This window comes from Paraburkholderia xenovorans (assembly GCF_046030735.1).
GTDB lineage: Bacteria > Pseudomonadota > Gammaproteobacteria > Burkholderiales > Burkholderiaceae > Paraburkholderia > Paraburkholderia xenovorans_A.
The window spans coordinates 78,555-104,022 of the sequence record NZ_JAQQBV010000013.1 but is presented as its reverse complement, the minus strand read 5'-3'; the positions used below and the strand labels follow the sequence as shown (position 1 = coordinate 104,022).

Below are 25,468 nucleotides of genomic sequence, written 5' to 3'. Positions count from 1 at the left end.
GCATGTGACGGGGCGCAACACCGCCGGATTCAAGACGGCACCCCCGTTCCTGGGGTGCTGGCAGGTGTGTGACGCACAACGCTTCCACAGCGGCGTCCCGTGACGAAGCTATCCATTATTACTAGCTTACGATTTATGTCCTGTTATTTTGGCGCCCGACCTGCTGATTGGGGCGGTGGAGCGGCCTTGGCGCTCAACTTTATATGCCCCTCACCGTCTAGTTGCACGGCCAGCGCATAAGCTTGCCCTCTTCCCTGCGCTAAATTAGCTGAGTAATCGACCCATTCAACAGCCGCGTTCGTTGCTATATCCGCTGGGGAGCTACCGCGTAGTCCTCCAGAATAGGCAACGAACCCCTGTCTGTATTTTCCGAGCATCTTGCCTAAAGCACGGTTACCGGGCACAACGCCCTTCTCATCGACGAGAATGCCCGTGTCAGAAATTTGTATGTCCTCTATCGGCTCGCCGCCCATCGAGAGATGAGCTTGGTAGATGCCGGCAACGCCTTGTTGACTGGGCTGCCAATTCGGGTTGCTCGCGTCGTACCCAGCGTGGAAAGCGTAAAGATATGATTTCGGACCTTCTCCGGATAGCGCGAATACGATAGTGGACCCCTGAAGTTCACCGCCAGAAATAATCACTGGACGCCCTTCCATTACCTCACGTAGATCAATTCGAATCGCAGAAACCGCAGATTTTTCACCTCTGATTTCGATGATTGAAAAGTCGTCGTTAAGGAAATGCTCGCTTCCCCAGCTTCCCAACCACATGTTATTTTTTTGCGATGTCGTCTTGCGGCCGTTCCATGTATCGATAAATTCGAGGAACTTAGGATTATCAAGGGAAAACTCTTCCGGATTTTGTGAGCTGGTTGTGGTTACTTCAAAATTGACAGGAATCGCACCGGATGAAGTTCTATACAAGAGACCATTTAGTGAGAGGGGTTGATCGTCCGCTGAAATAATCTGGGCAATCGCTGTTCGCGATTTCAAACGAAGCGTCCTTCCTCCAGGATTTGCAATACCACCCGGCTTTGCCTCCAGCCAGGCAGACGCGTGACAACCGGTATCATCAAGTCGGCATTTTCGAAGCGCCACTGTCTGGACCGTCGACACATGGCTGCAAACGTAGCGACCGCCTCGCGTCGTTTTATTGCTTCGGTCGACTCCGGTTCCACCTCGTCAGCGCTCGAGGTAAATCGTGCGCGACGATCCGTCTGGCGAGTATCCGATTCACCGGTTTTCTTCGTGTCATAGATTTTTGACTCGAACATAAAATTCTCCGAATATTTATTGGAGACTGTCTGTGTCGCCTCAAGCGCGTAAATTGTATTTTTAAAAAGAATGAGGTTATTCCGGGCATATCGCCGCAGTATTGTTTTGTTTTTTAAAATTAGCGGCGGCCGTAGATGAGTTGAATCTATTGAGATACCTTGTTTTTGTCAAATAAATTAGTTGGGTTTTATTCGATAAATTAAATGTGCCGATTTTTTATATTATATTATTTCGTTATTTAAAATAATCGGACAAAATCAGTGGCTTGAAACCGCGGGGCTGGTATTTAAACGGCTTCGACATTTCGGCGGTAGGGGGCCCGCCTGAAAGGGCCAGGCCGACATCCGGCCAAAAAAGAAACGCCCCCTCTGACCGTCCTGAAGGGGCGGCCAGAGGGGGCGATCAATGCGGCTAGCGGCTTACTGAATCTTCGCGTTCTTACGCAGACCTTCCTCAAACGCCTGCAGCTTTTCCTGCTGGATCTGCTGCACGATCTGCGGACGTACCTGCTCGAGCGGCGGCGGCGTGATGTTGCGCACGTCGTCCACGCGGATGATGTGCCAGCCGAATTGCGTATGCACCGGCGTGTCGGTCATCTGGCCTTTCTGCAGATGCGTGGCCGCTTCCGCAAATTCAGGCACGTAGGCCTTCGGATCCGACCAGTCGAGATCGCCGCCGTTCTTGCCCGATCCCGGGTCCTTCGAGAACTGCTTGGCGAGATCTTCGAAGCTTGCGCCGGCCTTGATCTTCGCGATCAGATCCTTCGCCTGCTGTTCGTTGTCCACCAGGATGTGGTGCAGGTGATATTCCTTGCCGCCCGCGTCCTTGACGAGCGCGTTGTAGCGCGCGGTGACTTCGGCGTCGGTCGGTGCGTTGTTCTTCACGAAGTCTTCGATCAGCGCGCGCAACACGACGGTTTGCTGGGCGACGGCGATTTGCGCCTTGATGTCCGGCCGATTCGGCAGACCGCGGCGCAGTGCTTCCTGCATCAGGATTTCGCGGTTCACGAGTTCTTCGCGCACGGCCATTTGCAGTTGCGGCGTGTTTTGCTGGCCTTGATGAACCAGTTGATCGACCAGCGCATCGGCGCGCGCTTTCGGAATCGGTGTGCCGTTCACGACGGCGATGTTCTGTGCGAATGCAGGAGCGGCCGCGAACGCAGCCAGCAATACCCAAAGGCGGGTTTTCTTCAAGGTCATCGAAAGGTTTCCTAGCGGGGCAACAAAGCGAATTCTTCGGGCGTGTACGCCGTGATGGCAAGGGCATGAATGCCGCGCTGCATGGCGTCGGCCAGCGCATCATACACCATGCGATGCCGCGCCACGCGGGCCTTGCCGGCGAATGCGGCGGCCACGATCGTGACACTGAAATGACCGCCGGCGGATGCGCCGGCGTGGCCCGCGTGCTGCGCGCTGTCGTCGGTGATCCGGATCGATTCGACCGGCGCGAGCGCCGCGACGAGGCGCGCCTCGATCAGCGCGGCGCGCTCCGCGGTGGTGGCGTGCATGAATACGTCGCTCGTCATGTCATTCTTCCTTCATGTACTTCGAGAGCCACAAACTCTGCCCGACGATGAACACCACGAGGCAACCGGTTGCGCCGAACAGCTTGAAGTTGACCCACTGGTCGGTCGTGTAGTTGTAAGCGACGAACAGATTCACGAGTCCGAGCAGCACGAAGAAGATTGCCCAGATCACATTCAGCTTGCCCCAGATCGCGTGCGGCAGCGTGATCTGCTTGCCCATCATCGCTTCGATCAGGTTCTTGTTGAACGCCAGTTGCGAGACGATCAGCGCGACGGAAAACGCCCAGTACAGCACGGTCGGCTTCCATTTGATGAAGGTGTCGTTGTGCAGCACGAGCGTCGCGCCGCCGAATACGGTGACGACGCCGAGGCTGACCCACAGCATCGGGTCGACCTTGCGGTGGCGGAAGGCTACCCACGCGATCTGCACCAGCGTGGCGACGATCGCCACGGCGGTCGCCGTGAAAATGCCCCAGATCTTGAAGGCGACGAAAAACAGGATGATCGGGAACAGATCGAACAGGAATTTCATTATCTGGTCGGGAATTCGCAAAGTGAAGGGCGCCGCGAGGGCGCCCGGTGGCGTGCGTGCCGGAGAGTCGGTCGCGGCGGCGGGTGGGCCGCCGGACTCGGCGTCGCGTTACTTGGGCTCGAATTGTAACGCAGCCGAATTGATGCAGTAGCGCAGACCGGTGGGCGCCGGTCCGTCTTCGAATACGTGGCCGAGATGCGCGCCGCAGTTCTTGCATTGCACCTCGATGCGCAGCATGCCGTGCGTACGGTCGGTTTTCTCGGCGATCACTTCGCCGTTGATCGGCTTGAAGTAGCTCGGCCAGCCGCAACCGGCATCGAATTTCGTGTCCGATTCGAACAGCGGCGTGCCGCAGCACACGCAGTCATAGATGCCGCGGTCCCAGTGGTCGTGATAGCGGCCGGTGAAGGGGCGTTCGGTGGCCGCGTGGCGCGTGACCTGGTATTCGATGTCGGAAAGCTGCGTGCGCCACTCGGCGTCGTCTTTCTGGACGGCGGGGGCGCCGGTGTTGAGGTCGTCGGGTTGGTTCATGATGGGGATTCCTGTCTCGAGATTGTCTGGGGGACGCGTTAGTTAATGTCACGAAGGGTCGCGAAAGTCACGAAGAGCAACTGACTTCCAGCGAGCTCGCCCAGTCCGGCGGCAATCCCGCATAGGCCTCGTTCTCCGGCTGCTCCTCGAATGGACGGCGCAGCACGGCGGCGAGCCGCTCCACTTCGGAAAAGTCCTTCTCTTTCGCGCGGCGGATCGCCGTTTCCGCCAGATGATTGCGAAGTACGAATTTGGGGTTCACCCGGTTCATTGCAATGGCGCGCGCGGCGTCGTCGCGTGTTTCTTCCGACAGCCGCGCGCGGTAGTCGTTCACCCATGCGTCGAATGCGGCGCGGTCGAGAAACAGATCGCGCGTGGGCGCGTCGCCGCTCGCGTCGTGCTTCGAAATCCGCGCCAGATTGCGGAATGTCAGCGTGAAATCCGCGCGGTTCGCGTGCATCACTTCGAACAGGCGGTTGACCAACGTATCGTCGCCCGAGCGTTCCGTTTCGAGGCCGAGTTTGGCGCGCATGCGCCGCTCCAGCGCCGGCGCGAAACGGTCCTTGAAACCGGCGAGCACGCGCTGCGCGTCTTCGATCGATTTATCGCCGCGCACGCTTTCCTCATGCTTTTCGCCGATCAGCGGAAGCAGCCCTTGCGCGAGGCAAAACAGATTCCAGTACGCGATCTGCGGCTGCATCTTGTACGCGTAGCGACCCTGCGAATCGGAGTGATTGCAGATGTAGCCGGCGTCGAAGCCGTCCATGAAACCGAACGGGCCGTAGTCGATCGTAAGACCGAGGATCGACATGTTGTCGGTATTCATCACGCCGTGGCAAAAGCCGACCGCCTGCCATTCGACCATCAGGTCGGCGCTCGAACGCACCGCTTCGTCGAGCAGCGCGAGATACGGATCGTCGGCGTTGCGGCAATGCGGATAGAAGCGGTCAATCACGTGATCGGCGAGCGAGCGCAACGCGTCGACGCGGTCGTTCGAATAGAAATGTTCGAAGTGGCCGAAGCGCACGAAGCTCGGTGCGACGCGCGTGACGACCGCGGCCGTTTCGACTTCCTCGCGCCGCACCGGCTGATCGGAGCCGATCACGCACAGTGCGCGAGTGGTCGGAATGCCGAGATGGTGCATCGCTTCGGAACATAGATACTCGCGGATCGACGAGCGCAGCACCGCGCGGCCGTCGCCCATCCGCGAGTAGGGCGTGCGGCCCGCGCCCTTCAGTTGCAGCTCGAAGCGCCGGCCGTCGTGTGCGATTTCGCCGAGACCGAGCGCGCGGCCGTCGCCGAGCTGGCCGGCCCACACGCCGAACTGATGCCCCGAATACACGGATGCGTAAGGCATCGCGGCGGCAGGCCATTCGCGCGTCGCATTGCCCGAGAAAAGTTCGGCGAAGCCCGGATCGTTCCCGATGCCCGGCTCCAGGCCGAGCAACGCGGCGGTGTCCGCCGAGAAGCCGACCACGTACGGCGCGCTGAGCGGCGTGGCGGGAAGACGTGTCAGAAACGTGCTGCCGAGTCGCGCGAATGCGGTGTCAGACGAAGTGACGAGTGCGTCGGAAAGAGCCGACAAAGGCCCGGATAACCCTGCAATGCTTGGGGAAAACGACATATTGAGCGCCTCTGGATTAACCGATATTGTAAGTCCGCGCCCGCGGAGATGCTGGCAGGGACTCTGGTGCGACGCTGCCCGTACGCCGGGCGTCTATCGCCAGAGTGCCGTCTGCGTCATCGCGACACATGCTGTGCGGCCGACCTGAAGCGCCGCGCGCCCCCCGGATCCGCAACCGCTAACCCCGCAAACAACGCGAGGAGACCACGCTATATGACGACGCCGCTCTTTGGCCAGATGATGGACGTGCCGCTCACCGTGTCATCGTTGCTCGCCCATGCCGCGCGGCATTTCGGCGACACCGAGATCGTGTCGCGCCGCATCGAAGGCGACGTGCATCGCTACACCTACCGCGATTGCGAAAAGCGCGCGAAGCAACTGGCGCAGGCATTGATCGCGCTCGGCGTCGAGCCCGGCGAGCGCGTCGCGACATTGGCCTGGAACGGCTATCGTCATCTGGAGGCGTATTACGGCACGACCGGCTTCGGCGCGGTGTGCCACACGATCAACCCGCGCCTGTTCCCCGACCAGATCGCCTACATCGTCAATCACGCTGACGACGCCTACGTGCTGTTCGACACCACGTTCGCGCCGCTCGTCGACGTGCTCGCGCCGCAGTGTCCGAAAGTGCGCGGCTGGATCGCGCTTGCCGACGCCGCGCATCTGCCGGACATGCAGACGCCGGTGCTGAGCTACGAGACGCTGGTGCAAGCGCAGGATGGCGCGTACGACTGGCCGTATATCGATGAACGTCAGGCGTCCTACCTGTGCTACACGTCGGGCACCACGGGCAATCCGAAAGGCGCGCTTTACTCGCATCGCTCGACGGTGTTGCATGCGTTCGGCGCGTCGCTGCCGGATGCGATGAGCCTGTCCGCGCGCGACGCGGTGCTGCCGGTCGTGCCGATGTTCCATGTGAATGCATGGGGCATTCCGCACGCCGCGCCGTTGACCGGCGCGAAGCTGGTGTTTCCGGGTAAGGATCTCGACGGCAAGTCGCTGTATGAATTGATGGAAAACGAACGGGTCACGTATTCGGCCGGCGTGCCGACCGTGTGGCTCGGTCTGCTCAACTATCTGCGCGAGGCCGGTGTGCGTTTCTCGTCGCTCGATCGCACGGTGATCGGCGGCTCGGCGTGTCCGCCGGCGATGCTGCGCGCGTTCGAGGACGACTACGGCGTGCAGGTGATCCATGCATGGGGCATGACCGAGATGTCGCCGCTCGGCACGCTGTCGAAGCTCACGTGGGAACAGAGCCAGCGTCCGCTCGACGAGCAACGCAAGCTGCTCGAAAAGCAGGGGCACGTGCTCTATGGCGTGGATATGAAAATTGTCGGCGAAGACGGGCGCGAATTGCCGTGGGACGGTGTCGCGTTCGGCGATCTGCACGTGCGTGGACCGTGGGTGATCGACCGGTATTTCCGCAAGGACGATTCGCCGCTGGTGGACGGCTGGTTCCCGACTGGCGACGTCGCCACGATCGATCGCGACAGCTTCCTGCACATCACGGACCGCTCGAAAGACGTGATCAAATCGGGCGGCGAATGGATCAGCTCGATCGACATCGAGAACGTTGCGATCGCACATCCGGCCGTGGCCGAAGCGGCATGCATTGCGTGCGCGCATCCGAAGTGGACCGAGCGGCCGCTGCTGGTGATCGTCAAACGCCCGGGTTTCGACGTGACGCGCGAGGAACTGCTCGCGTTCTACGACGGCAAGGTCGCCAAATGGTGGATTCCCGACGACGTCGCGTTCGTCGACGAATTGCCGCACACGGCCACCGGCAAGCTGCAAAAACTCAAACTGCGCGATGTGTTCCGCGACCACGTACTGCCGTCCGCGCTCGAGGACGAAAAGGATTGTCCGCTCACGCCGCTTGCCAGGGGAAACCCCGCCTGACGATAAATTGAACGAGCGTGCTTTTTTGTGTATTCTGCCTGCTGACCCCGGGAAAGTCAGACAATGTTCTGACTCGCTGAACCGGGACGAGCGGCGCGTGATGCGCCGCTTCATCGCATGGAGGCAGGCAGATGGCAGTGGACTACTCGACACATGACGGCGTGGCCGTCATCACGCTGAACAATCCCCCCGTAAACGGCCTCGGCCTTTCGACGCGAGCGGGCATCGTCGAAGGCATTGAGCGCGCGCAGAACGATCCCTCGGTCAACGCGATCGTGCTCACGGGCGCGGGCAAGGCCTTTTCGGGCGGCGCCGACATCACCGAATTCAACACGCCGAAAGCCACGCAGGAGCCGACACTCGCCACGGTCATCAACGTGGTCGAGGGAAGTGCGAAGCCGGTGATCGCGGCGATTCACAGCGTGGCGATGGGTGGCGGCCTGGAACTGGCGCTCGGCGCGCATTACCGGATCGCGGCGCCGGGCGCGCAGATCGCGCTGCCGGAAGTGAAGCTCGGCATCCTGCCGGGCGCGGGCGGCACGCAGCGTCTGCCGCGTGCAATCGGACTCGAAGCGGCGCTCAACATGATTGTTTCGGGCACGCCGGTGCTGTCGGAGAAACTCGCCGGCTCGGGCCTGTTCGACGAAGTCGTGGAGGGCGACCTGCTCGCCGCGGCACTCGCGTTCGCTCGCAAGGCCGGTGCGAAGAAAGGCCCGCATCCGAAGGTGCGCGAGCGCAAGATCGAGCATCCGAACGCAGCCGGCTTCATCCAGTTCGCGCGCAATAGCGTCGCGGCCGTCGCCAGGAATTTCCCGGCGCCGCAGAAATGTATCGACGCGGTGGAGGCCGGTGTTCAGAACGGCTTCGACAAGGGCCTCGCGTTCGAACGCGAATGCTTCGTCGCGCTCGTGCAGACGCCGGAAAGCCATGCGCTGCGTCATGCGTTCTTCGGCGAACGCGCAGCGAGCAAGATTCCCGACGTGCCCTCCGATACCCCGGTGCGCGACATCAAACAGGTTGCCGTGATCGGCGCCGGCACGATGGGCGGCGGCATCGCGATGAACTTCATCAATGCGGGCATTCCGGTCACGCTGCTGGAAACGAAACAGGAAGCGCTCGACCGTGGCCTTGCGACAATTCGCAAGAATTACGAAGCAACCGTCAAGAAAGGCAAGCTGAAGCTCGAAGCGCTGGAACAGCGGATGGCGCTGCTCACGCCGACGCTTTCCTACGACGACCTGAAAAGCGCCGACCTGATCGTCGAAGCCGTGTTCGAAGAACTCGGCGTGAAAGAGCAGGTGTTCAAGCGTCTCGACGAAGTGGCGAAGCAAGGCGCGATTCTCGCGTCGAATACGTCCACGCTCGACGTCGACAGGATCGCCGCGTTCACGAAGCGTCCGCAAGACGTGGTCGGCATGCATTTCTTCAGCCCGGCCAACGTGATGAAGCTGCTCGAAGTGGTGCGCGGCAAAGGTACGGCGAAAGACGTGCTCGCCACCGTGATGAAGCTCGCGAAAAAGATCAGGAAAACCGCGGTGGTCTCCGGTGTGTGCGACGGTTTCATCGGCAACCGGATGATCGAGCAATACATCCGCCAGGCGCTCTTCATGCTCGAAGAAGGCGCGCTGCCCGCGCAGGTCGACCGCGCCATCGAGAAGTTCGGCTTCGCGATGGGCCCGTTCCGCATGAGCGACCTGGCCGGCAACGACATCGGCTGGGCGATCCGCAAGCGCCGCTATCAGGAACAGCCTGACATGCACTACTCGAAGATCGCCGATCGCCTCTGCGAAACCGGCCGCTTCGGGCAGAAAACGGGCGGCGGCTGGTATGACTACAAGGCGGGCGACCGCACTGCGTATCCGTCGAAAGTGGTCGACGAGATGATCGCGTCGTATTCGAACGAGGCCGGCACTGAGCGCCGCAAGATCGGCGACGACGAAATCGTCGAGCGTCTGGTGTTCGCGCTCGTCAACGAAGGCGCGAAGATTCTCGAGGAAGGCATCGCGTCGAAGGCGTCGGATATCGACATGGTCTATCTGACCGGTTACGGCTTTCCGCTGTATCGCGGCGGCCCGATGTTGTACGCGGACACGGTTGGCCTCTACAACGTGGAGCGCGCGATTCGCCGCTATGCGTCGCGGCCGAACGGCGACGCGTGGCAACTCGCGCCGAGCATTGCGGAGCGGGCGGCGCAGGGCCGCGGTTTCAACGGCTAAGCGCTGCATCACCAACGTGCGGTTCGAGTGAACGCACTAAGACGATGCGGCCGGGCTGAAAGCCTGCGCATCGCCATCGACATCTGGACGTACCAACTTGTAGGGGACCCGACTAACGCGCCAAAGCGCAAGGTCTGGTCGACAGGGAGACATGCATGACTGACGCCGTAATCGTATCAACTGCCCGTACGGGCCTCGCCAAATCCTGGCGCGGCGGTTTCAACATGACGCACGGCGCGACGCTCGGCGGCCATGTGACGCAGGCCGCCGTCGAGCGCGCGAAGCTCGACCCGGCGCGCGTCGAAGACGTGATCATGGGCTGCGCCAATCCCGAAGGCGCAACCGGTGCGAACATCGCACGGCAAATCGCGCTGCGCGCCGGCTTGCCGGTCAGCGTGCCGGGCATGACGGTCAACCGTTTCTGTTCGTCGGGGCTGCAAACCATCGCGCTCGCCGCGCAACGCGTGATCGCCGGTGAAGGCGACGTGTTCGTCGCGGGCGGCGTGGAATCGATCTCGTGCGTGCAGAACGAGATGAACCGCCACATGCTGGCCGAAGGCTGGCTCAGCCAGAACAAGCCGGAAATCTACTGGTCGATGTTGCAGACCGCGGAGAACGTCGCGAAACGCTATTCGATCTCGAAGGAACGTCAGGACGAGTACGGCACTCGCTCGCAGCAACGCGCCGCGGCCGCGCTCGAAGCAGGCCGGTTCAAAGACGAAATCGTTCCGTTGACCGTGCTGGCCGGCGTCGCCGATAAAGCGACCGGACGTCTCTATACGAAGGAAGTCACTGTCAGCAGCGACGAAGGCATTCGCGCCGACACGACGCTCGAAGGTGTGTCGAAGATTCGCACCGCGCTGCCGGGCGGCGTGATCACCGCGGGCAATGCGAGTCAGTTTTCGGACGGCGCGTCGGCGTGCGTGGTGATGAACGCGAAGGTCGCGGAGCATGAAGGTCTGCAACCGCTCGGCATTTTCCGCGGCTTTGCGGTGGCCGGTTGCGAGCCGGACGAGATGGGCATCGGTCCGGTGTTCGCGGTGCCGAAGCTGCTCAAGCAGGCAGGGCTGAAGGTCGAAGACGTCGATCTGTGGGAGCTGAACGAAGCGTTCGCGGTGCAGGTGCTGTATTGCGCGGACAAGCTCGGGATTCCGCACGACCGTCTGAATGTGAACGGCGGCGCGATCGCGGTGGGCCATCCGTATGGCGTGTCGGGCGCGCGTTTGACCGGCCACGCGCTGATCGAAGGCAAGCGGCGCGGCGCGAAGCTGGTCGTCGTGACGATGTGTATCGGCGGCGGGCAGGGCGCGGCCGGACTATTCGAAGTGGTTTGACGGGTTAGTTTGACGGTTAGTTTGACGGGTTAAGGGCGATTCAAGGCGCGGCCATCCCGAGCGCGGGCAGGCTCAAGGTACCCTGGCTGACGAAGCGCGAGGTACCGGTCAGGCCGCCCGCGAGTTTGCCGCGCAGAATGTACGGAATCTGTCCGGATTGGGCGGCGTCGGCGAACGCGAAGGCCTGGCGAACCGCGGCGAATGCGGGCACGGTCAGCGGCACGTTGACGACGGTTTCACCGAAGCGCGGCACGCTGCCGCTCTGATCGCTGACGCCGCTCGCGAACGGCTTGCCGTTCAGTTCGAGATCGAGCGATACGCCGTCGAAACTCATGGCGGAATCGTTCGGGTTCTGTACGCGCAGTTTTATGTTGAAGCGCATTTCGAGCCCCTGGCCCGCGAGCGGTTCGATACCGGCGACGTTCACGCGCAATGGATCGCCGCCGAACAGGCCGGCGCACCCGCTGAATGTCAACGTGACGATAGCGAGAATCGCGGCCAGACGAGCTGCACGGCCGGACCACAGCGAGCGGAAGAAGGGCATGACCGGCACCTCGTTTGAACGGGTAGGGTCATGCATTGTACCGGGCGGTTTTGCCGCTACAAGGACGTGCCGTAAGGACATACCGCAAGGACGTGCTACAAGGCGCCCCAAGGACGTTTCAGACGGCGCGCCGCAACCGCGTTCTGACGCAACGCGCCAGTTCATGTGCGGCCCGGCTGATCAAGCCGAACGGCGTTGCATCGATGGAGCGCGACTGTACGACGAACACCGCAGCCGCCGTATTCGCCACGCCGATCGACACGATGCCGCGTTGCGGCGTCACATAGCGCTCGCCTTCGTGCAGCGTGATCGACGTGAGCGGAACGCCGTCGCCGAGCCACGCCAGCGAATGGTCGCGGAATTCGAGTTGCAGATCGCCTTCGACGGCTACGATCGACGTGCGGGCGTGCAGATCACGCATCGCAATCTGACCGGCGGCAACGCGCGATGTCGCCGGACGAGGCGGGAGGGCTTGACTAACAGGCATGACCGATTCCTTTAAACCGTTTCGCATGCCATCCAGCTTAGGGAGTCCGTCCACATGAAAACAGGCGCAGCCTTGGGCAATGTGAAGCGGTACAGAAGCCAGCTTTCTTGGGCTGTACCGGTCGGTTTCAAGCCGATGTGTATCTGTCGCGCATGGCGTCTCGCCTGCACCATCGGCTGATGAACTCGTCAATCGCTATGCCGGAAGCACTGGCCGCCGACAACCGGCCGCTCTATCACCAGCTCGCCGACCACTACCGCCGCGCCATCGACAATGGCGCGCTCCGCCCCGGCGATCGCATGCCGTCGATGCGCGCGTTCATGCAGCGGCACGGCGTGAGCCTGTCGACCGCCACAGAGAGCTACCGCGCATTGGAGCGCGACGCGCTGATCGAAGCGCGGCCCCGCGCCGGCTATTTCGTGCGCGCGCGGCTCGCCGCGGTGTTGCCCGCGGCCAGCGAGCCCGACCTCGCGGCCGCACCCGGCGCCGCGCAGTTCGTCGGCATTCACTCGGCGATTTCGGCGATCGTGTCGAAATACCAGCGCTATCCGAACGCGCTGAATCTCGGCGGCGCGACCGCTTCGCCCGATCTTTATCCGACCGACGTGTTGCAGAAAGCCGCACTGCGCGCGCTGCGGCGGCGGCCGACGTTACTGACCGCCGCCGGACACGATCAGGGCGATCCGGCGTTGCGCGCGATCATCGCCCGTCGCGCGCTCGAGGTCGGCATTCAGATCGGCGTCGACGACGTGATCATGACCCACGGCGGCATCGAGGCGGTGAACCTCGCGTTGCGCGCCGTTACGCAGCCGGGCGATACCGTCGCGGTCGAATCGCCGTGTTTTTTCGGCTTGCTGCAAGCACTCGAAAGCCTCGGTTTGCGCGCGCTCGAAATCCCCGCGAGTCCGACCACGGGTCTCGCGATCGAAGCGCTCGCGTTCGCGCTGCAAACGCATCCGGACATCAGGGCGGTGGTGGTCGTGCCCAATCTGCAAAACCCGCTCGGCAGCGTGATGCCCGACGCCCACAAGGCGCGGCTCGTGCAACTGTGCGCGCATGCCGGCATCCCGCTGATCGAAGACGACCCATACCGCGAACTCGTGGACACCCGCCCCGCGCCCAAATCGCTGAAGGCATGGGACACGGACGGCAGCGTGATTCACTGCACGTCGTTCAACAAGACGCTTGCGCCCGGCATGCGGGTCGGCTGGGTCAATGGCGGACGCTGGCATCCGCGTATCGCGATGCTGAAATTCGCGCAGTCGCGGCACAACGAACAGTTGTCGCAAGTGGTGCTCGCCGAGTTTCTGGAGACCCACGCGCATGAACGGCATTTGCGGCGTCTGCGTGAGCAACTGCGGATTCAGCGTGAGCGGATGGCGGCGGCGATCGCTGCGTCGTTTCCCGAGGGCACGCGTTTTACGCCGCCGGCGGGCGGGATGTTTTTCTGGATCGAGTTGCCGCGCGCGGTGTCGTCCGCCGCATTTTTCGATGCCGCGCTGGACGAGGGCATTCGCGTGATGCCGGGCACGGTGTTTTCAAACTCGGCAAGCTTCGACCATTTCATTCGCCTCAGTTGCCCGAGCACGGATCTCGATCGCGCCGACGAAGCGGTGCGCAGGCTAGGGCGGCTGGCGGCGCGGATGGCCGCGCATGCAGCGTGATCTGGGCCGGCATGTATGCGACGCTCATCGATGCAGCAGCGCTATAGCGGTTATCATTTCCTACTTCTTGCGCGCGATATCCGACGCACGTCTGTTCAATCGCAGCGTGCTTGCCGTTGCGCCGCCTCCACGCACCGATCACGAAAACTGCCATGACCGATTCACCCTCAACCCAGGCGAGCAAACCGTCGTTGCCGGAAAGCCCATTCGTCGACCGGCTCGGCGCACAGTTGTTGTCCGCGGCCGATGGCGTCAGCGAAGTCAAGCTGCCGCTCCAGCACGAACACATGAACACGTGGGACATCGCTCACGGCGGCGTCACAATGACACTTGCCGACGTTGCGCTCGCGATGGCCGCGCGCAGTCTCGCGGGCGACGGCGTCGGCGTGGTCACCGTCGAGATGAAGGTCAACTTCATGCAGCCCGGTCGCGGCGAGCTGCACGCTACCGGCCGCGTGCTGCACCGTTCGACCACGATGGCCTATTGCGAAGGCGAGATTCGCGACAGCGAAGGGCACTTCGTCGCCAAAGCGCTCGGCACCTTCAAATACATGCGGCGCCTCGCGGTGGGCCGCGAGGTGACACAACAGCGTCTGCGCAGCGACCCGTCCGCGACACCGGGTCCCAGCGACGGCTAATCATGCAATGGACGGCGCGCGCGGGCTGAGAGCCGCGCACGCTTCGACTCATTGGCCTACTCATTTGCCGACTTATGCGCGAACCCACCCGGCAATCTATGGAGACGAACGTCATGCCCCAGATCAACCGTCAACTCGTGCTTGCTTCGCGTCCGCAAGGCGCGGTGACGCCGGACAATTTCAGGCTCGTCGAAACCCCGCTCGCGCCGCTCGCCGACGGCGAATTGCGCGTGCGCAATCATTTCCTGTCGCTCGATCCGTACATGCGCGGCCGCATGAACGACAGCAAGTCGTACGCACCGCCGCAACCGCTCGACGAGGTGATGATCGGCGGCACGGTGGGCGAAGTGGTCGAGTCGAAGCATCCAAAGTTCGCGGTCGGCGACAAGGTGGTCGCGATGTTCGGCTGGCAGGAGTACGGCACGTCGAACGGCGCGGGCGTGCAGAAGGTCGACGACACGCATGTGCCGTTGTCCGCGTATCTCGGCCCGGTCGGCATGCCGGGCGTCACCGCGTGGTACGGCCTCAACAGGATCATCGCGCCGAAGGCCGGCGAGACCGTGGTGGTCAGCGCGGCGAGCGGCGCGGTGGGCAGCGTGGTTGGTCAACTGGCAAAAGCGGGCGGCGCGCGGGCGGTCGGTATTGCGGGCGGCGCGGACAAATGCCGCTACGTGGTCGAGACGCTCGGCTTCGATGCGTGCGTCGACTACAAGGCCGGCAATCTGTACCAGGACTTGAAGGCGGTGACGCCGGACGGCGTGGACGGCTACTTCGAGAACGTCGGCGGCGAGGTGCTCGACGCGACGCTCGCGCGGATGAACGCGTTCGGCCGCATCGCGTTGTGCGGCTTTATCGCCGGATACGACGGCCAGCCGATACCGCTCAGGCATCCATCGCTGGTGCTCACGCAGCGTCTGCTGGTGCAAGGCTTTATCGTCAGTGAGCATATGGACGTGTGGCCCGAAGCGCTGAAACAGCTCGGCACGCTGGTCGCGCAGAACAAGCTGCAGTATCGCGAGACGATCGCGCAAGGGCTCGATGCCGCGCCCGACGCGTTCATCGGTCTGCTGAAGGGCAAGAACTTCGGCAAGCAGCTCGTCAAACTGATCTGAGCGCGGCGGCCGCGCGACGGCCATTCGAGCGGCTCAGCGCCGCTCGAAGCCGCGCTCGAAGCCGCGTTCAAAGCCGCGCTCAAAGCCGTTCACCCAGTTCGTTCAATTAATTCAATCCGCCAGCGGAGAAAGCAATGTTCCAGTTCGAAGGCAAGGTGGCGGTGATCACCGGTGCGGCAAGCGGTTTTGGTCGTGCGTTCGCGCAGAAGGGGGCGTCGCTCGGCATGAAGCTCGTGCTGGCCGATGTGAATCCGCAAGCGCTCGCGCAAACCGTCGATGAGATGAAAGCCGCCGGCGCCCACGCGATCGGCGTGCCCACGGACGTGTCCGATCCCGCCCAGGTCGAAGCGCTCGCGCAAGCGGCGCTCGAGGCCTTCGGCCGGGTTCATCTGCTTTTCAACAACGCGGGTGTCGGCGCCGGCGGTTTCCTGTGGGAAAGCACGGTCAACGACTGGGCGTGGGTATTCAACGTCAACGTGATGGGCGTTGCACACGGCTTGCGCGTGTTCACGCCGATCATGCTGCGGCAGAACGAGGCCGCGCATATCGTCAATACGGCGTCGGTGGCGGGTTTGCTGTCGCCGCCCGCGATGGGCATTTACAACGCGTCGAAGCACGCGGTGGTGTCGCTCACCGAGACGCTTTATCACGACCTGCAACTGGCCCAGGCCGGCCGCGCGGAAGGCACCGAAGTCGGCTGTTCGTTGTTGTGCCCGGCCTTCGTGCCGACCGGCATCGCGAACGCCGAACGCGCGCGTCCCGATGCGTTGCGCAACGATGCGGCGCCGACCCGCTCGCAGATCGCCGCCGGCAAGCAACTGCAGCGCGCGGTGCAATCGGGCAAGCTGACCGCCGCCGATGTCGCCGACATCACATTCGAAGCGATCGGCGCGCGGCGTTTTTACATCGTCACGCATCCCGGCATCATGGCGACGGTGAAGCTGCGTCACGAGGACATCGAGCATTTACGCAACCCGACCGACCCGATGTCGCTCAAGCCGGAAGTCAGACAGCAGGAGTAAGTTTTTTTCGGATCACGAAGCGGTCTCGACTTTGTCGAAGCTCGTGGGTTCGTCGCGCCTGCGCGAACCCTTTTAAGTGACGGACCATCGCCCGATGTCCGAACCCGTCCGCGCGACACATCTGCACAATTCTCAACAAAGCCGCGCGCTTTTTGCACAGTCACGCGAATCGCGGTGATCTAAGCTTCAGTCCGTTCAAGCATCGATGCGCAATCCGCCTCGGCATATCCGGTTCGGTGAATGGCCCGATAGAAGTTGCACCGGGCCGTCGAATGGGGAGCGCGCATCGAACGAATGCTCCCTCTAATTGTTGGTGTCATCGCATGAATGCAATTGCTTTGCTTGTCTGCCGTTCTAGCCGGGCTTTGCTGGTGACCGCGATGGTCTGTGCACTAGCCGGCTGTGCCGAAGCGCCTGCGCGGATTCTCAGCCGTTCACCTGAGCCGCCGCCCGTGGTGCGTACGTTGACGCCCGACGAGCAGTTGCGGCGCGCCGACCAGATCGACCATCAGGTCATGCAGGAGCAACGTCAGGCGTTACATGACGAGCGCATTACCCGTTATGGCACATTTCAACCCCTATTGTTCGATGACGGCATGTGAAGGCCGCCGGCTACTGAACTGCCCGAGCAACTTTTTTTGGATGCGACCATGAAAATTAGTTTTCCTTTATATATTCTCGTTCTGACGCTTGCCAGCACCTTCGGGTTGCTGGCGTCGGGATGCGCGCTGAATAGTTCTTCCGCCGATGTCTATACGTCGTCACAAGCGCAACGGGAGGAGACGGTGCGCATGGGTGTCGTCGACAGCGTGCGTGAGGTCACGATCAAGGATTCGTCGAGCGGTCTGGGAACCTTGGGCGGTGCGGCGCTCGGCGCGATCGGCGGCAGTGCGATCGGCGGCGGCCGCGGGGCGCTTGCAACCGGTATCGTCGGCGGCCTCGCCGGCGCGCTGCTCGGCAGTTCCGTCGAGAACGCGATGAACAGGAAAAAGGGACTCGAAATCACCGTCAGGCTCGACAACGGCGAATTGCGGGCAATCACCCAGTCGGTGACGGGCGAGCAGTTCGCGGCAGGCCAGCGCGTGAGGCTGCTGACAAGCGGCGGCATCACCCGCGTGACGCTTTAGTCCACGCTTCGCTCGGCTTGCCTGAGCGCATCGAACTTTCCTGTAGTCATCAAAAAATCGTCGGGCTGGTGGTCGTATTGAGTGCGGTGCTGATTGGGCTGATTGGGCTGATTGGGCTGGTGGGGCTGGTGGGGCGCGACTGGGGCGCGGCGGCCTACGCGGCGGCCCGCTTTGCCTGCCTTGACGATGACGATGGTTGAGTGCCGCTCGCCGGCAGTCGCTTCGTGGCATCATACGGCGCTTGTTCCATCCCGACGACGCGTCCGCGCCGCTTGCCCCAACATGCCACTTAATCCGAAAATCGAGCAGGTGCTCGAGATGATCGCGCGCGCCAAACGCCCGCAGTTCCACGAGATGACCGCGCAAGAGGCACGCGCGTCCTACGAAATAAGCGCGCCGATCCTGGAGATTGCGAGTGCGCCGATGTTCTCGGTGGAAGACCTGCGGGTACCCACGCGCGACGGCGCGACGATTCGCGCGCGTCTTTATCAACCGGTCGAACCGAGCTGGGCCGAACCCGCGCCCGCGCTGATTTACTACCACGGCGGCGGCTTCACGGTGGGCAGCGTTGCGACGCACGACGCGCTGTGCCGGATGTTCGCGCGCGACGGCCGCTGCACGGTGCTGTCGGTCGATTACCGGCTTGCACCGGAACATCGATTCCCGACCGCCGTCGACGACGCGTTCGACGCGTTGAGCTGGTTTCACGCACACGCCGCCGAGTACGGCGTGGATGCCGCGCGGCTCGCGGTGGGTGGCGACAGTGCCGGCGGTACGCTGGCGACGGTCTGCGCGGTGCTGGCGCGCGACGCGAACCTCGCGCTCGCGCTGCAATTGCTGATCTATCCGGGCACGACCGGCTATCAGCAGACCGATTCGCGCTCGCGGCTCGCGTCGGGTTTTCTGCTGTCGGGCGAGACGATTCAATGGTTCTGCGAGCAGTACTTGCGCAACGCCGACGATCGCGACGACTGGCGGGTCGGCCCGCTCGACGGCGTCCGCGGCGCACCTGATTTCGGCGGCCTTGCGCCCGCCTGGATCGCGACCGCGGAATACGATCCGTTGAGCGACGAGGGCGAAGCGTACGCGGAGAAATTGCGCGCCGCGGGTAATCAGGTGACGCTCAAGGGCTACCCGGGCATGATCCACGAATTCTTCAAGATGGGCGGTTTCGTGCCGGATGTCGCGCTCGCGCACGCCGATGCCGCGGCGGCTTTGCGCGCGGCGTTCGGCATCGAATGATCGGGTGATGCTTCAGGCGGTTTCGCGGGCGATGTCGAACGCGAAGCTGCGCTCGAAGTCGCCGGGGCGCATGATTCGATGCGAGCCGTTGTCGTCGCTGCGTTCGGCGACGGCCACGCTGATCGCATCGCCATGCGCGATCACGCGCAACGCGGTCGTGCCGCGCGTGCCGTATTCGGGCGTTTCGATGAACGCCGCCGAGAGCGCCCGTTCGCGTTCGAGAGGAATGCCGGTGGACGGCAGTTCGTCGTCGCGAGCGGTGCGCGGATCGCGCATCAGATCGATCAGGTTGTCGAGCGGCGGCATGGGCTCGCGCGCGAGCAGCGCGGCCAGTTCCGCGCGTTTTCGCACCAGCTTCGGCCATGCGGTATCGAGCACCGCGTTCGAGATGCCGTGTGTGCCTGGTGCGAGCAAGGTCGGCGGAGCGTCGGCGCGGTTGCCTCGGTTGCCGGGGTTGCCTCGGTTGCCTCGGTTGCAATACCAGGCGAGCTCCCGGCGCGTCCAGTCGCCGACCAGCAGATTGAAACCGTTGTAGAGGTCGCCGGTTTCGGCGACGTGTTGCAGGTAGGCAAGCGGGGTGTCGGCCGCTCTGGTGCGGGTCGCGCCATTCAGCGACGACCCGTTCAGCCAGTCGCTGACGAGCGTGCCGCGCGTCGGCGCATCCGCGCGCATTTCATGCGGTGCGCGGTAGTTGGTCAGCGCGGCAAACCGGCCGTCGCGCGATATCCCCAGCCATGTGCCGCCGCCAACCAGATCGCGGCCGGCCAGCACGCCCGTCGCGTCATCCCACCAGTGGATCGGTTCGGCCGTGCGGCGAAAGAATTCGTCGCGATTCGCGGCAAGCGTGAAGAGCGGGCCGTCGGCCGCGTCGGGCCGCCAGTCGAAGACGATCAGGCACATGGGGAAATCTCCGGGGGAGGGTGTATTGAGGACGTACCGAAAAAGCGGCGCTAGATCGCGCCTTCCTGGCATCAGCCTCAACCTCACCCCTCGGTCGGCACCCCATACGGCAACGCCAGAAACTTCAACACCGGACCATCCGCCGCGCCCAGGTGCACCGAACCGTTTTCCAGTGCCGCCAGCTTGATCTCCACCAGCACATCGACGCCGCCTTCCGGCGCCGCCGCCGCGTTCACCACCATCCCGCACGGCTGGCCCGGATCGTCGGAATGGAACAGTTCGGCACCGGCCTTCACGCTATCAGGCTCGCCCGCGACATTCGCGAGCGACGTGCGCCGCTTGATCGTGCCGCGATACTGGCTGCGCGCCACCACCTCCTGACCCGGATAGCAGCCTTTGCGGAAATTGACCGCGCCGAGCACGTCGAAATTGACCATCTGCGGGACGAATTGCTCGACCACCGGTTGCGTGATGCGCGGCTCGCCCGCGCGGATGTCGAGCCAGTCCCACACGGCCGGCGACACCCGTTTGAGCTTGCCGTCGAGCGCGGGCAAATGCGCTTCGACCGCGGCCTTCGGCCCGATCCACAGGTAGCGCGGACGTTCGAGCGCGTCCGGCACGCGGATCAACGAGCCCGCCGCACCGTCCACCTTCACGTGCACGCCGTCCGGGAGCGCGTCGAATACGCCGGAAAGCGCAGCGCGGACGTCGCCCGTGAAGCCGACCACAGCCGTTTCACCGCTTGCGTCCGCAAGCTTCGCCTTGGCGCGCAGGATGAACATCGAGAGCCGTTTCTGCACCGCGGGCTGCACGTCTTTCGACAGCAGCAGGCGAATCGTCTCGCCGCTGCGCCACGTCAGGAACGACGCCAGCAGACGACCCTTCGCCGAGCAGTAGCCGGCGAGGCGCGCGACGGCGGCGTCCAGATGCTGGGTGTCGTTGGTCAACTGGCCGTGCAGGAAGCTGGCCGCGTCGTCGCCGGTTGCGTCGATCACGCCGAACTGCGTGAGCGGCATATAGGCGCCGTGCTGGAGCGCGGCGTCGAATTCGTCGGCGGCCGGGCGTGGCAGGACCGGCAGCGCGGCAGCCGGGGCGGCGGCGCTTGCGCCTGAAACGGGAGCCGGGGATGCGCCTGGAGCAGTAGCGAGCGGTGTGTTCATGGATTTCCGGGAACCGTCAGTTCTGATGTGGGCTAAGGCAAACAAGCATTATAGGCAGTCGGCCAAAGCCACGTTTTGCATGTCCTTCAGGAATCCAGGCTTTGCGGAAGGCTGATGCGCCAAGGGTTGCGTGTCGATGCCCAAGGAAAGTTTTCCTGTTATTGCGACGCGATCCCGGATCCGACGCGCACTCTTTTACGCGTCGTCGAGCGCAGAGGCTGAACAGATGGGGCTCGCATCTATACAATACGGAGCGGCGAGGGCCGAAACGGCCACGAACCCGCGCAGTCCCCGCGCAGTCCCCGTGCTCACCGGCGCGAGACCCTGGCGTGTTAGATCAACCGGTTCCGTTCTCAATCCCAAACATTCCCTGTCGTGTCCTTTTTGAAGAAATGTTTCGTCGCCGGCACAATCGTCGTTGTGCTGGCCGCAGCCGCAATCGCCGGCGGATACCATTGGGCGAACAGCCCGCTCGATCTGACGCCCGCGCAACTCGACGTCACCGTCAAGCCGCACAGCAGCCTGCGCAGCGTCACGCTGCAACTGAACCGCGGCGGCGTGCCGGTGGAACCGGAGTTGTTCGTCGCGATGACGCGGCTGCTCGGGCTCCAAAGCGAGCTGAAATCGGGCAACTACGAGTTCAAGACGGGCATCACGCCGTATGAAGTGCTGCAGAAGATCGCGCGCGGCGACGTCAACGAATACGTGGCGACGATCATCGAAGGCTGGACCTTCAAGCGCATGCGCGCGGAGCTGGACGCGAATCCGGCGCTCAAGCACGACACCGCGGGCATGAGCGACGCCGATCTGATGAACGCGATCAACGCGCCGGAAGCGTCGATCGGCAACGGCGAAGGGCTGTTCTTCCCCGACACCTATCTGTTCGACAAGAACACCAGCGATCTCGACGTCTACCGGCGCGCGTACCGCCTGATGCGTCTGCGTCTCGACGAGGCCTGGACCGCACGCGCGCCGAACCTGCCGTACAAGACGCCGTACGACGCGCTGACCATGGCGTCGATCATCGAGAAGGAAACCGGCAAGCCGTCGGACCGGCCGATGGTGGCCGCGGTGTTCGCGAACCGTCTGCGGGTCGGCATGCCGTTGCAGACCGATCCCACCGTGATCTACGGAATGGGCGACAGCTACACCGGCCGCATCAGGAAGAAAGACCTGCAAACCGACACTCCCTACAATACCTACACCCGGATGGGTCTGCCGCCTACGCCCATTTCGCTGCCAGGTGTCGCGTCGCTGCAAGCGGCGCTGAACCCGGCGCAAACCACCGCGTTGTACTTCGTGTCGCGCGGCGACGGCAGCAGCATCTTTTCCGACACTCTCGGCGATCACAACAAGGCCGTAGACAAATACATTCGAGGTCAATGATGGCGCGGGGCAAATTCATCACGTTCGAGGGCATCGACGGTGCCGGCAAAACCACCCATCTTGCGTGGTTCCGCGAGCGCCTCGCGCAGCACGTCGCGGCAAGCGGCCGGTCGGTCGTCATGACGCGCGAGCCGGGCGGCACGCAACTGGGCGAGCAGATTCGCGAGATCGTGCTGCATCAAAAAATGGACCTCGAAACCGAGGCCTTGCTGATGTTCGCGCTGCGTCGTCAGCATCTGGCCGAAATCATCGAGCCGGCGCTCGCGCGCGGCGACTGGGTGCTGTCCGACCGTTTCACCGACGCCACCTTTGCGTACCAGGGCGGCGGCCGCGGGCTGCCGCGCGACAAGCTCGAAACGCTCGAGCGCTGGGTGCAGGGCGGTTTCCAGCCGGACCTGACGGTGCTGTTCGACCTCACGCCCGAAATCGCCAGCGAACGGCGCAGCGCGGCGCGCGATCCGGATCGTTTCGAGAGCGAGTCCGACGCGTTTTTCAACCGCACCCGCGCGGAATATCTGCGGCGCGCGGAAGAGGCGCCTTACCGGTTCGCTATCATCGACTCTTCGCAGAGCATTGCCCGAATTCAGAAGCAACTCGAAGAATTGATTGCAGTGCTTTGATTGGGAAGGGTTTTTCGTATTCTCCCGGCGCTGCCTTGTAACGTTCAACTGTTTGAAAACAAAGAGTCAAGATGATTTATCCGTGGCAAGCCGATGACTGGAACCGCCTGCAACAGCTGCGCGGCCACTGGCCGCACGCATTGCTGCTGCATGGGCAGGCGGGGATCGGCAAGCTGCGATTCGCGCAGCATCTCGCGCAGGGCCTGCTGTGCGAGGCGCAGCAGGCCAACGGCGAGCCGTGCGGCGCGTGCGTCGCGTGCAACTGGTTCACGCAGGGCAATCATCCCGATTACCGGATCGTGGTGCCGGAAGCGCTCGCGGCCGAAGCAGGTCTCGCGACCACCGCCGACGAAAAAGCGGAAAAAGCCGACGCCGACGAAGGCAAGAAGACCCGCGCACCCAGCAAGGAAATCAAGATCGAGCAGATTCGCGGCTTGCTGGATTTCGTCGGCGTGGGTTCGCATCGGGGCGGCGCGCGCGTGGTCGTGCTGTCTCCGGCCGAGGCGCTGAACATCGCCGCGGCCAACGCGCTGCTCAAGACGCTCGAGGAACCGCCGGCCGGCGTCGTGTTCCTGATGGTGTCGGCGCGCATCGACCGGTTGCTGCCCACCATCATCAGCCGCTGCCGCCAATGGCCGATGACGCTGCCGGCGTCGCAAGCAGCCACGCAATGGCTCGCCGCGCAAGGTGTCGCCGACGCTCCCGCGCTGCTCGCCGAAGCCGGTGGCGCGCCGCTCACGGCCCTGGCGCTGGCCAGCGACGAGAACCGCGCGCTGCGCGACTGGACGCTGAAGCAACTTGCCGCCGGCCCGGCTTGCGACGCGTTCGCGTGCGGCGAAGCGCTGCAAAAGCTGCCGGTGCCGCTGGTGCTCGGCTGGTTGCAACGCTGGATGTACGATTTGCTGGCGCAGCGCACGGCCGGTGCGCCGAGGTATTTTCCGCAGGCTTCGTCGGCGCTGACGCGTTGTGCGTCGCAGGCCGACGCCAGCGCGTTCGCGCGTTTCATGCGCACGGTGACGCGGCAGCGCGCCGTCGAGAATCATCCGCTGAACGCACGGCTCGTGTTCGAGGAACTGTTTATCGGCTATCGCGAGTTGTTCGCGTAGGTCCTTGTTCCGACAGGCGGTGCCGCGTTCGGACGGGAGAGCCAAGGCCATGCTTCATTCATGGCCGCCGCCGGACCATCGCCGTGTCGTCTTCCATCTTTCACATTCAAACACCATGAGCCTTTCCTACCGCGATGCCACACTCGACGATCTGCCCACGATCGTCGCCATCTACAATTCGACCGTGCCGTCGCGGCAAGTCACCGCCGATCTGGAGCCGGTCAGCGTCGAGAGCCGTCTCGCGTGGTTTCAGGCGCACGGCCCGCACAAGCGCCCGCTGTGGGTGGTGGAAGACTCGCAGCAGCCCGGCCGTGTGATCGCGTGGCTGAGTTTTTCGGACTTCTACGGCCGGCCGGCCTATCTGCGCACCGCGGAAGTCAGCATCTATCTGGACGAAAGCGCACGCGGCAAGGGGCTCGGCAAGCAGTTGCTGGCGGCCTCGCTGGCGGCCGCGCCGGCGCTCGGCATCGATACGGTGCTGGGTTTCATCTTCGGCCACAATGATGCGAGCCTGCGCCTGTTCCGCAGCTTCGGCTTCGACACGTGGGGTTCGTTGCCGCGCGTCGCGGTGCTGGACGGCGTGGAGCGCGATCTGGTGATTCTCGGCAAGCGCCTCGACGCCGCAGCCTGATCGATCTGGGCTTGAGTGGCTAGAACCCGGGGCCCGCATTCACGGTATTTATCCGCAGGACATCATCATGTTTGTCGACTCGCATTGCCATATCAACTTCGAAGGACTCGCCGACCGCCTGCCGCAGGTGCTCGAGAACATGCGCAGCCATTCGGTCACGCATGCGCTGTGCGTGTCGGTCGATCTGGAAACGCTGCCGTCCGTGCTCGCGATCGCCAGCGAACATGAGAACGTGTACGCGTCGGTCGGCGTGCATCCGGATCACGAAGAGATGCGCGAGCCGAGCCTCGCCGAACTGGTGGAGCTGGCCGAACATCCAAAGGTGGTCGCGATCGGTGAGACCGGGCTCGACTACTACCGCCTCGAAGGCCGCTCGATCGCCGACATGGAATGGCAGCGCGAGCGCTTTCGCACGCACATCCGCGCGGCGCACGCAACGAAGAAGCCGCTGATCATCCACACGCGTTCGTCGTCCGAAGATACGCTGCGCATCATGGCCGAGGAGCGCGCGAGCGAGCCCGGCGGCGTGATGCATTGTTTCACCGAGCCGTGGGCCGTCGCCGAGCGGGCGCTCGCGCAGAATTTTTACATCTCGCTGTCGGGGATCGTCACGTTCAAGAGCGCGATGGATGTGCAGGACGTCGCGCGGCGTGTGCCGCTCGAACGTCTGCTGATCGAAACCGACTCGCCGTATCTCGCGCCGGTGCCGTATCGCGGCAAGCCTAATGAACCTGCGTACGTAAGTTATGTCGGACGGTTTATCGCGCAGCAACGCGAGATGCCGGACACGGCGTTGGCCGCCGCGACGACCCAGAACTTTTTCCGGCTCTTCAAGATTCCCGTGCCGGCTGGCGCGTGACTCTGAAAGACCAGAAATATCAAATGGATAGGAAA

The 25,468-nt window shown here is 63.3% G+C and carries 27 protein-coding genes; 16 read left to right on the top strand and 11 right to left on the bottom strand.

The features are described from left to right. Positions 1 to 143: 143 nt before the first annotated feature. From PQQ51_RS14995 to PQQ51_RS14965, 7 genes are all read right to left on the bottom strand, one after another. Complete coding sequence (locus PQQ51_RS14995; RefSeq protein WP_408497569.1) at positions 144 to 992, bottom strand: cytotoxic necrotizing factor Rho-activating domain-containing protein; 849 nt, start codon at positions 990 to 992, stop codon at positions 144 to 146. Continuing rightward, positions 989 to 1,273 (bottom strand): hypothetical protein, encoded by a 285-nt coding sequence (locus tag PQQ51_RS14990; protein ID WP_408497568.1) that lies wholly within the window; start codon positions 1,271 to 1,273, stop codon positions 989 to 991. The genes PQQ51_RS14995 and PQQ51_RS14990 overlap by 4 nt, the downstream gene beginning before the upstream one ends. Positions 1,274 to 1,693: 420 nt before the next feature. Continuing rightward, positions 1,694 to 2,473, bottom strand: coding sequence for a peptidylprolyl isomerase (locus PQQ51_RS14985; protein WP_408497567.1), 780 nt, complete (start codon positions 2,471 to 2,473; stop codon positions 1,694 to 1,696). A gap of 11 nt (positions 2,474 to 2,484) precedes the next feature. Further along, a complete protein-coding gene (locus PQQ51_RS14980; protein ID WP_408497566.1) occupies positions 2,485 to 2,799 on the bottom strand; it encodes a BolA family protein in 315 nt (104 codons plus the stop codon). Between the two features lies 1 nt (position 2,800). Next, entirely contained in the window at positions 2,801 to 3,331 is a 531-nt protein-coding gene (locus PQQ51_RS14975; RefSeq protein WP_408497565.1) for a septation protein A, read from the bottom strand. Between the two features lie 108 nt (positions 3,332 to 3,439). Then, the gene (msrB, locus tag PQQ51_RS14970; protein ID WP_408497564.1) at positions 3,440 to 3,862 is read right to left on the bottom strand and encodes a peptide-methionine (R)-S-oxide reductase MsrB; all 423 of its coding nucleotides are present in this window, start codon (positions 3,860 to 3,862) and stop codon (positions 3,440 to 3,442) included. 67 nt (positions 3,863 to 3,929) lie between these two features. Then, complete coding sequence (locus PQQ51_RS14965) at positions 3,930 to 5,486, bottom strand: protein adenylyltransferase SelO (protein ID WP_408497563.1); 1,557 nt, start codon at positions 5,484 to 5,486, stop codon at positions 3,930 to 3,932. A gap of 213 nt (positions 5,487 to 5,699) precedes the next feature. On the opposite strand from PQQ51_RS14965, the gene PQQ51_RS14960 reads away from it, so the two are divergent. The 3 genes from PQQ51_RS14960 to PQQ51_RS14950 all read left to right on the top strand — a co-directional run bounded on the left by PQQ51_RS14960 (position 5,700) and on the right by PQQ51_RS14950 (position 10,935). Next, positions 5,700 to 7,385 carry a 3-(methylthio)propionyl-CoA ligase gene (locus PQQ51_RS14960; RefSeq protein ID WP_408497562.1) on the top strand — a complete coding sequence of 562 codons (1,686 nt, stop codon included), beginning with the start codon at positions 5,700 to 5,702 and terminating at the stop codon, positions 7,383 to 7,385. 131 nt (positions 7,386 to 7,516) lie between these two features. Continuing rightward, positions 7,517 to 9,601: a 3-hydroxyacyl-CoA dehydrogenase NAD-binding domain-containing protein gene (locus tag PQQ51_RS14955; RefSeq protein ID WP_408497561.1), complete on the top strand. Its 2,085-nt coding sequence runs from the start codon at positions 7,517 to 7,519 to the stop codon at positions 9,599 to 9,601. 155 nt (positions 9,602 to 9,756) lie between these two features. After that, a complete protein-coding gene (locus PQQ51_RS14950; RefSeq protein WP_408497560.1) occupies positions 9,757 to 10,935 on the top strand; it encodes an acetyl-CoA C-acyltransferase in 1,179 nt (392 codons plus the stop codon). Between the two features lie 40 nt (positions 10,936 to 10,975). On the opposite strand, the gene PQQ51_RS14945 is transcribed toward PQQ51_RS14950, so the two are convergent. Together PQQ51_RS14945 and PQQ51_RS14940 are read right to left on the bottom strand one after the other, a co-directional pair. Beyond that, positions 10,976 to 11,479: an LEA/WHy family protein gene (locus tag PQQ51_RS14945; RefSeq protein WP_408497559.1), complete on the bottom strand. Its 504-nt coding sequence runs from the start codon at positions 11,477 to 11,479 to the stop codon at positions 10,976 to 10,978. A gap of 118 nt (positions 11,480 to 11,597) precedes the next feature. After that, positions 11,598 to 11,966, bottom strand: a complete 369-nt coding sequence (locus PQQ51_RS14940) for a hypothetical protein (RefSeq protein WP_408497558.1) — start codon at positions 11,964 to 11,966, stop codon at positions 11,598 to 11,600. Positions 11,967 to 12,145: 179 nt separating this feature from the next. Here PQQ51_RS14940 and PQQ51_RS14935 point away from each other — a divergent pair, with 179 nt between their 5' ends. The 8 genes from PQQ51_RS14935 (at position 12,146) to PQQ51_RS14900 (ending at position 18,771) form a co-directional block, all read left to right on the top strand. Beyond that, complete coding sequence (locus tag PQQ51_RS14935; RefSeq protein WP_408497557.1) at positions 12,146 to 13,630, top strand: aminotransferase-like domain-containing protein; 1,485 nt, start codon at positions 12,146 to 12,148, stop codon at positions 13,628 to 13,630. A 152-nt stretch (positions 13,631 to 13,782) separates the two neighbouring features. Continuing rightward, positions 13,783 to 14,268 (top strand): PaaI family thioesterase, encoded by a 486-nt coding sequence (locus tag PQQ51_RS14930; RefSeq protein ID WP_408497556.1) that lies wholly within the window; start codon positions 13,783 to 13,785, stop codon positions 14,266 to 14,268. A 113-nt stretch (positions 14,269 to 14,381) separates the two neighbouring features. Continuing rightward, the gene (locus PQQ51_RS14925) at positions 14,382 to 15,380 is read left to right on the top strand and encodes an NADP-dependent oxidoreductase (protein WP_408497555.1); all 999 of its coding nucleotides are present in this window, start codon (positions 14,382 to 14,384) and stop codon (positions 15,378 to 15,380) included. 134 nt (positions 15,381 to 15,514) lie between these two features. Then, positions 15,515 to 16,402, top strand: a complete 888-nt coding sequence (locus tag PQQ51_RS14920; RefSeq protein ID WP_408497554.1) for an SDR family oxidoreductase — start codon at positions 15,515 to 15,517, stop codon at positions 16,400 to 16,402. A gap of 323 nt (positions 16,403 to 16,725) precedes the next feature. Continuing rightward, positions 16,726 to 17,004: a hypothetical protein gene (locus tag PQQ51_RS14915; RefSeq protein WP_408497553.1), complete on the top strand. Its 279-nt coding sequence runs from the start codon at positions 16,726 to 16,728 to the stop codon at positions 17,002 to 17,004. A gap of 48 nt (positions 17,005 to 17,052) precedes the next feature. Beyond that, entirely contained in the window at positions 17,053 to 17,529 is a 477-nt protein-coding gene (locus PQQ51_RS14910; RefSeq protein ID WP_408497552.1) for an outer membrane lipoprotein, read from the top strand. A gap of 17 nt (positions 17,530 to 17,546) precedes the next feature. Continuing rightward, positions 17,547 to 17,729 (top strand): hypothetical protein, encoded by a 183-nt coding sequence (locus PQQ51_RS14905; protein WP_408497551.1) that lies wholly within the window; start codon positions 17,547 to 17,549, stop codon positions 17,727 to 17,729. A gap of 82 nt (positions 17,730 to 17,811) precedes the next feature. Continuing rightward, complete coding sequence (locus PQQ51_RS14900; RefSeq protein ID WP_408497550.1) at positions 17,812 to 18,771, top strand: alpha/beta hydrolase; 960 nt, start codon at positions 17,812 to 17,814, stop codon at positions 18,769 to 18,771. A 12-nt stretch (positions 18,772 to 18,783) separates the two neighbouring features. On the opposite strand, the gene PQQ51_RS14895 is transcribed toward PQQ51_RS14900, so the two are convergent. Both PQQ51_RS14895 and ygfZ read right to left on the bottom strand, forming a co-directional pair. Beyond that, a complete protein-coding gene (locus PQQ51_RS14895; RefSeq protein ID WP_408497549.1) occupies positions 18,784 to 19,671 on the bottom strand; it encodes an NRDE family protein in 888 nt (295 codons plus the stop codon). An 83-nt stretch (positions 19,672 to 19,754) separates the two neighbouring features. After that, positions 19,755 to 20,831, bottom strand: coding sequence for a CAF17-like 4Fe-4S cluster assembly/insertion protein YgfZ (gene ygfZ, locus PQQ51_RS14890; RefSeq protein ID WP_408497548.1), 1,077 nt, complete (start codon positions 20,829 to 20,831; stop codon positions 19,755 to 19,757). A gap of 375 nt (positions 20,832 to 21,206) precedes the next feature. On the opposite strand from ygfZ, the gene mltG reads away from it, so the two are divergent. The 5 genes from mltG (at position 21,207) to PQQ51_RS14865 (ending at position 25,433) form a co-directional block, all read left to right on the top strand. Further along, entirely contained in the window at positions 21,207 to 22,217 is a 1,011-nt protein-coding gene (mltG, locus tag PQQ51_RS14885; protein ID WP_408497547.1) for an endolytic transglycosylase MltG, read from the top strand. Further along, positions 22,217 to 22,837 (top strand): dTMP kinase, encoded by a 621-nt coding sequence (tmk, locus tag PQQ51_RS14880; protein ID WP_408497546.1) that lies wholly within the window; start codon positions 22,217 to 22,219, stop codon positions 22,835 to 22,837. Before mltG ends, tmk begins: the two co-directional genes overlap by 1 nt. Positions 22,838 to 22,908: 71 nt before the next feature. Next, a complete protein-coding gene (locus tag PQQ51_RS14875) occupies positions 22,909 to 23,943 on the top strand; it encodes a DNA polymerase III subunit delta' (protein ID WP_408497545.1) in 1,035 nt (344 codons plus the stop codon). Positions 23,944 to 24,058: 115 nt separating this feature from the next. Continuing rightward, a complete protein-coding gene (locus PQQ51_RS14870) occupies positions 24,059 to 24,574 on the top strand; it encodes a GNAT family N-acetyltransferase (protein WP_408497544.1) in 516 nt (171 codons plus the stop codon). A 67-nt stretch (positions 24,575 to 24,641) separates the two neighbouring features. Then, a complete protein-coding gene (locus PQQ51_RS14865; protein WP_408497543.1) occupies positions 24,642 to 25,433 on the top strand; it encodes a TatD family hydrolase in 792 nt (263 codons plus the stop codon). Positions 25,434 to 25,468 lie beyond the last annotated feature (35 nt).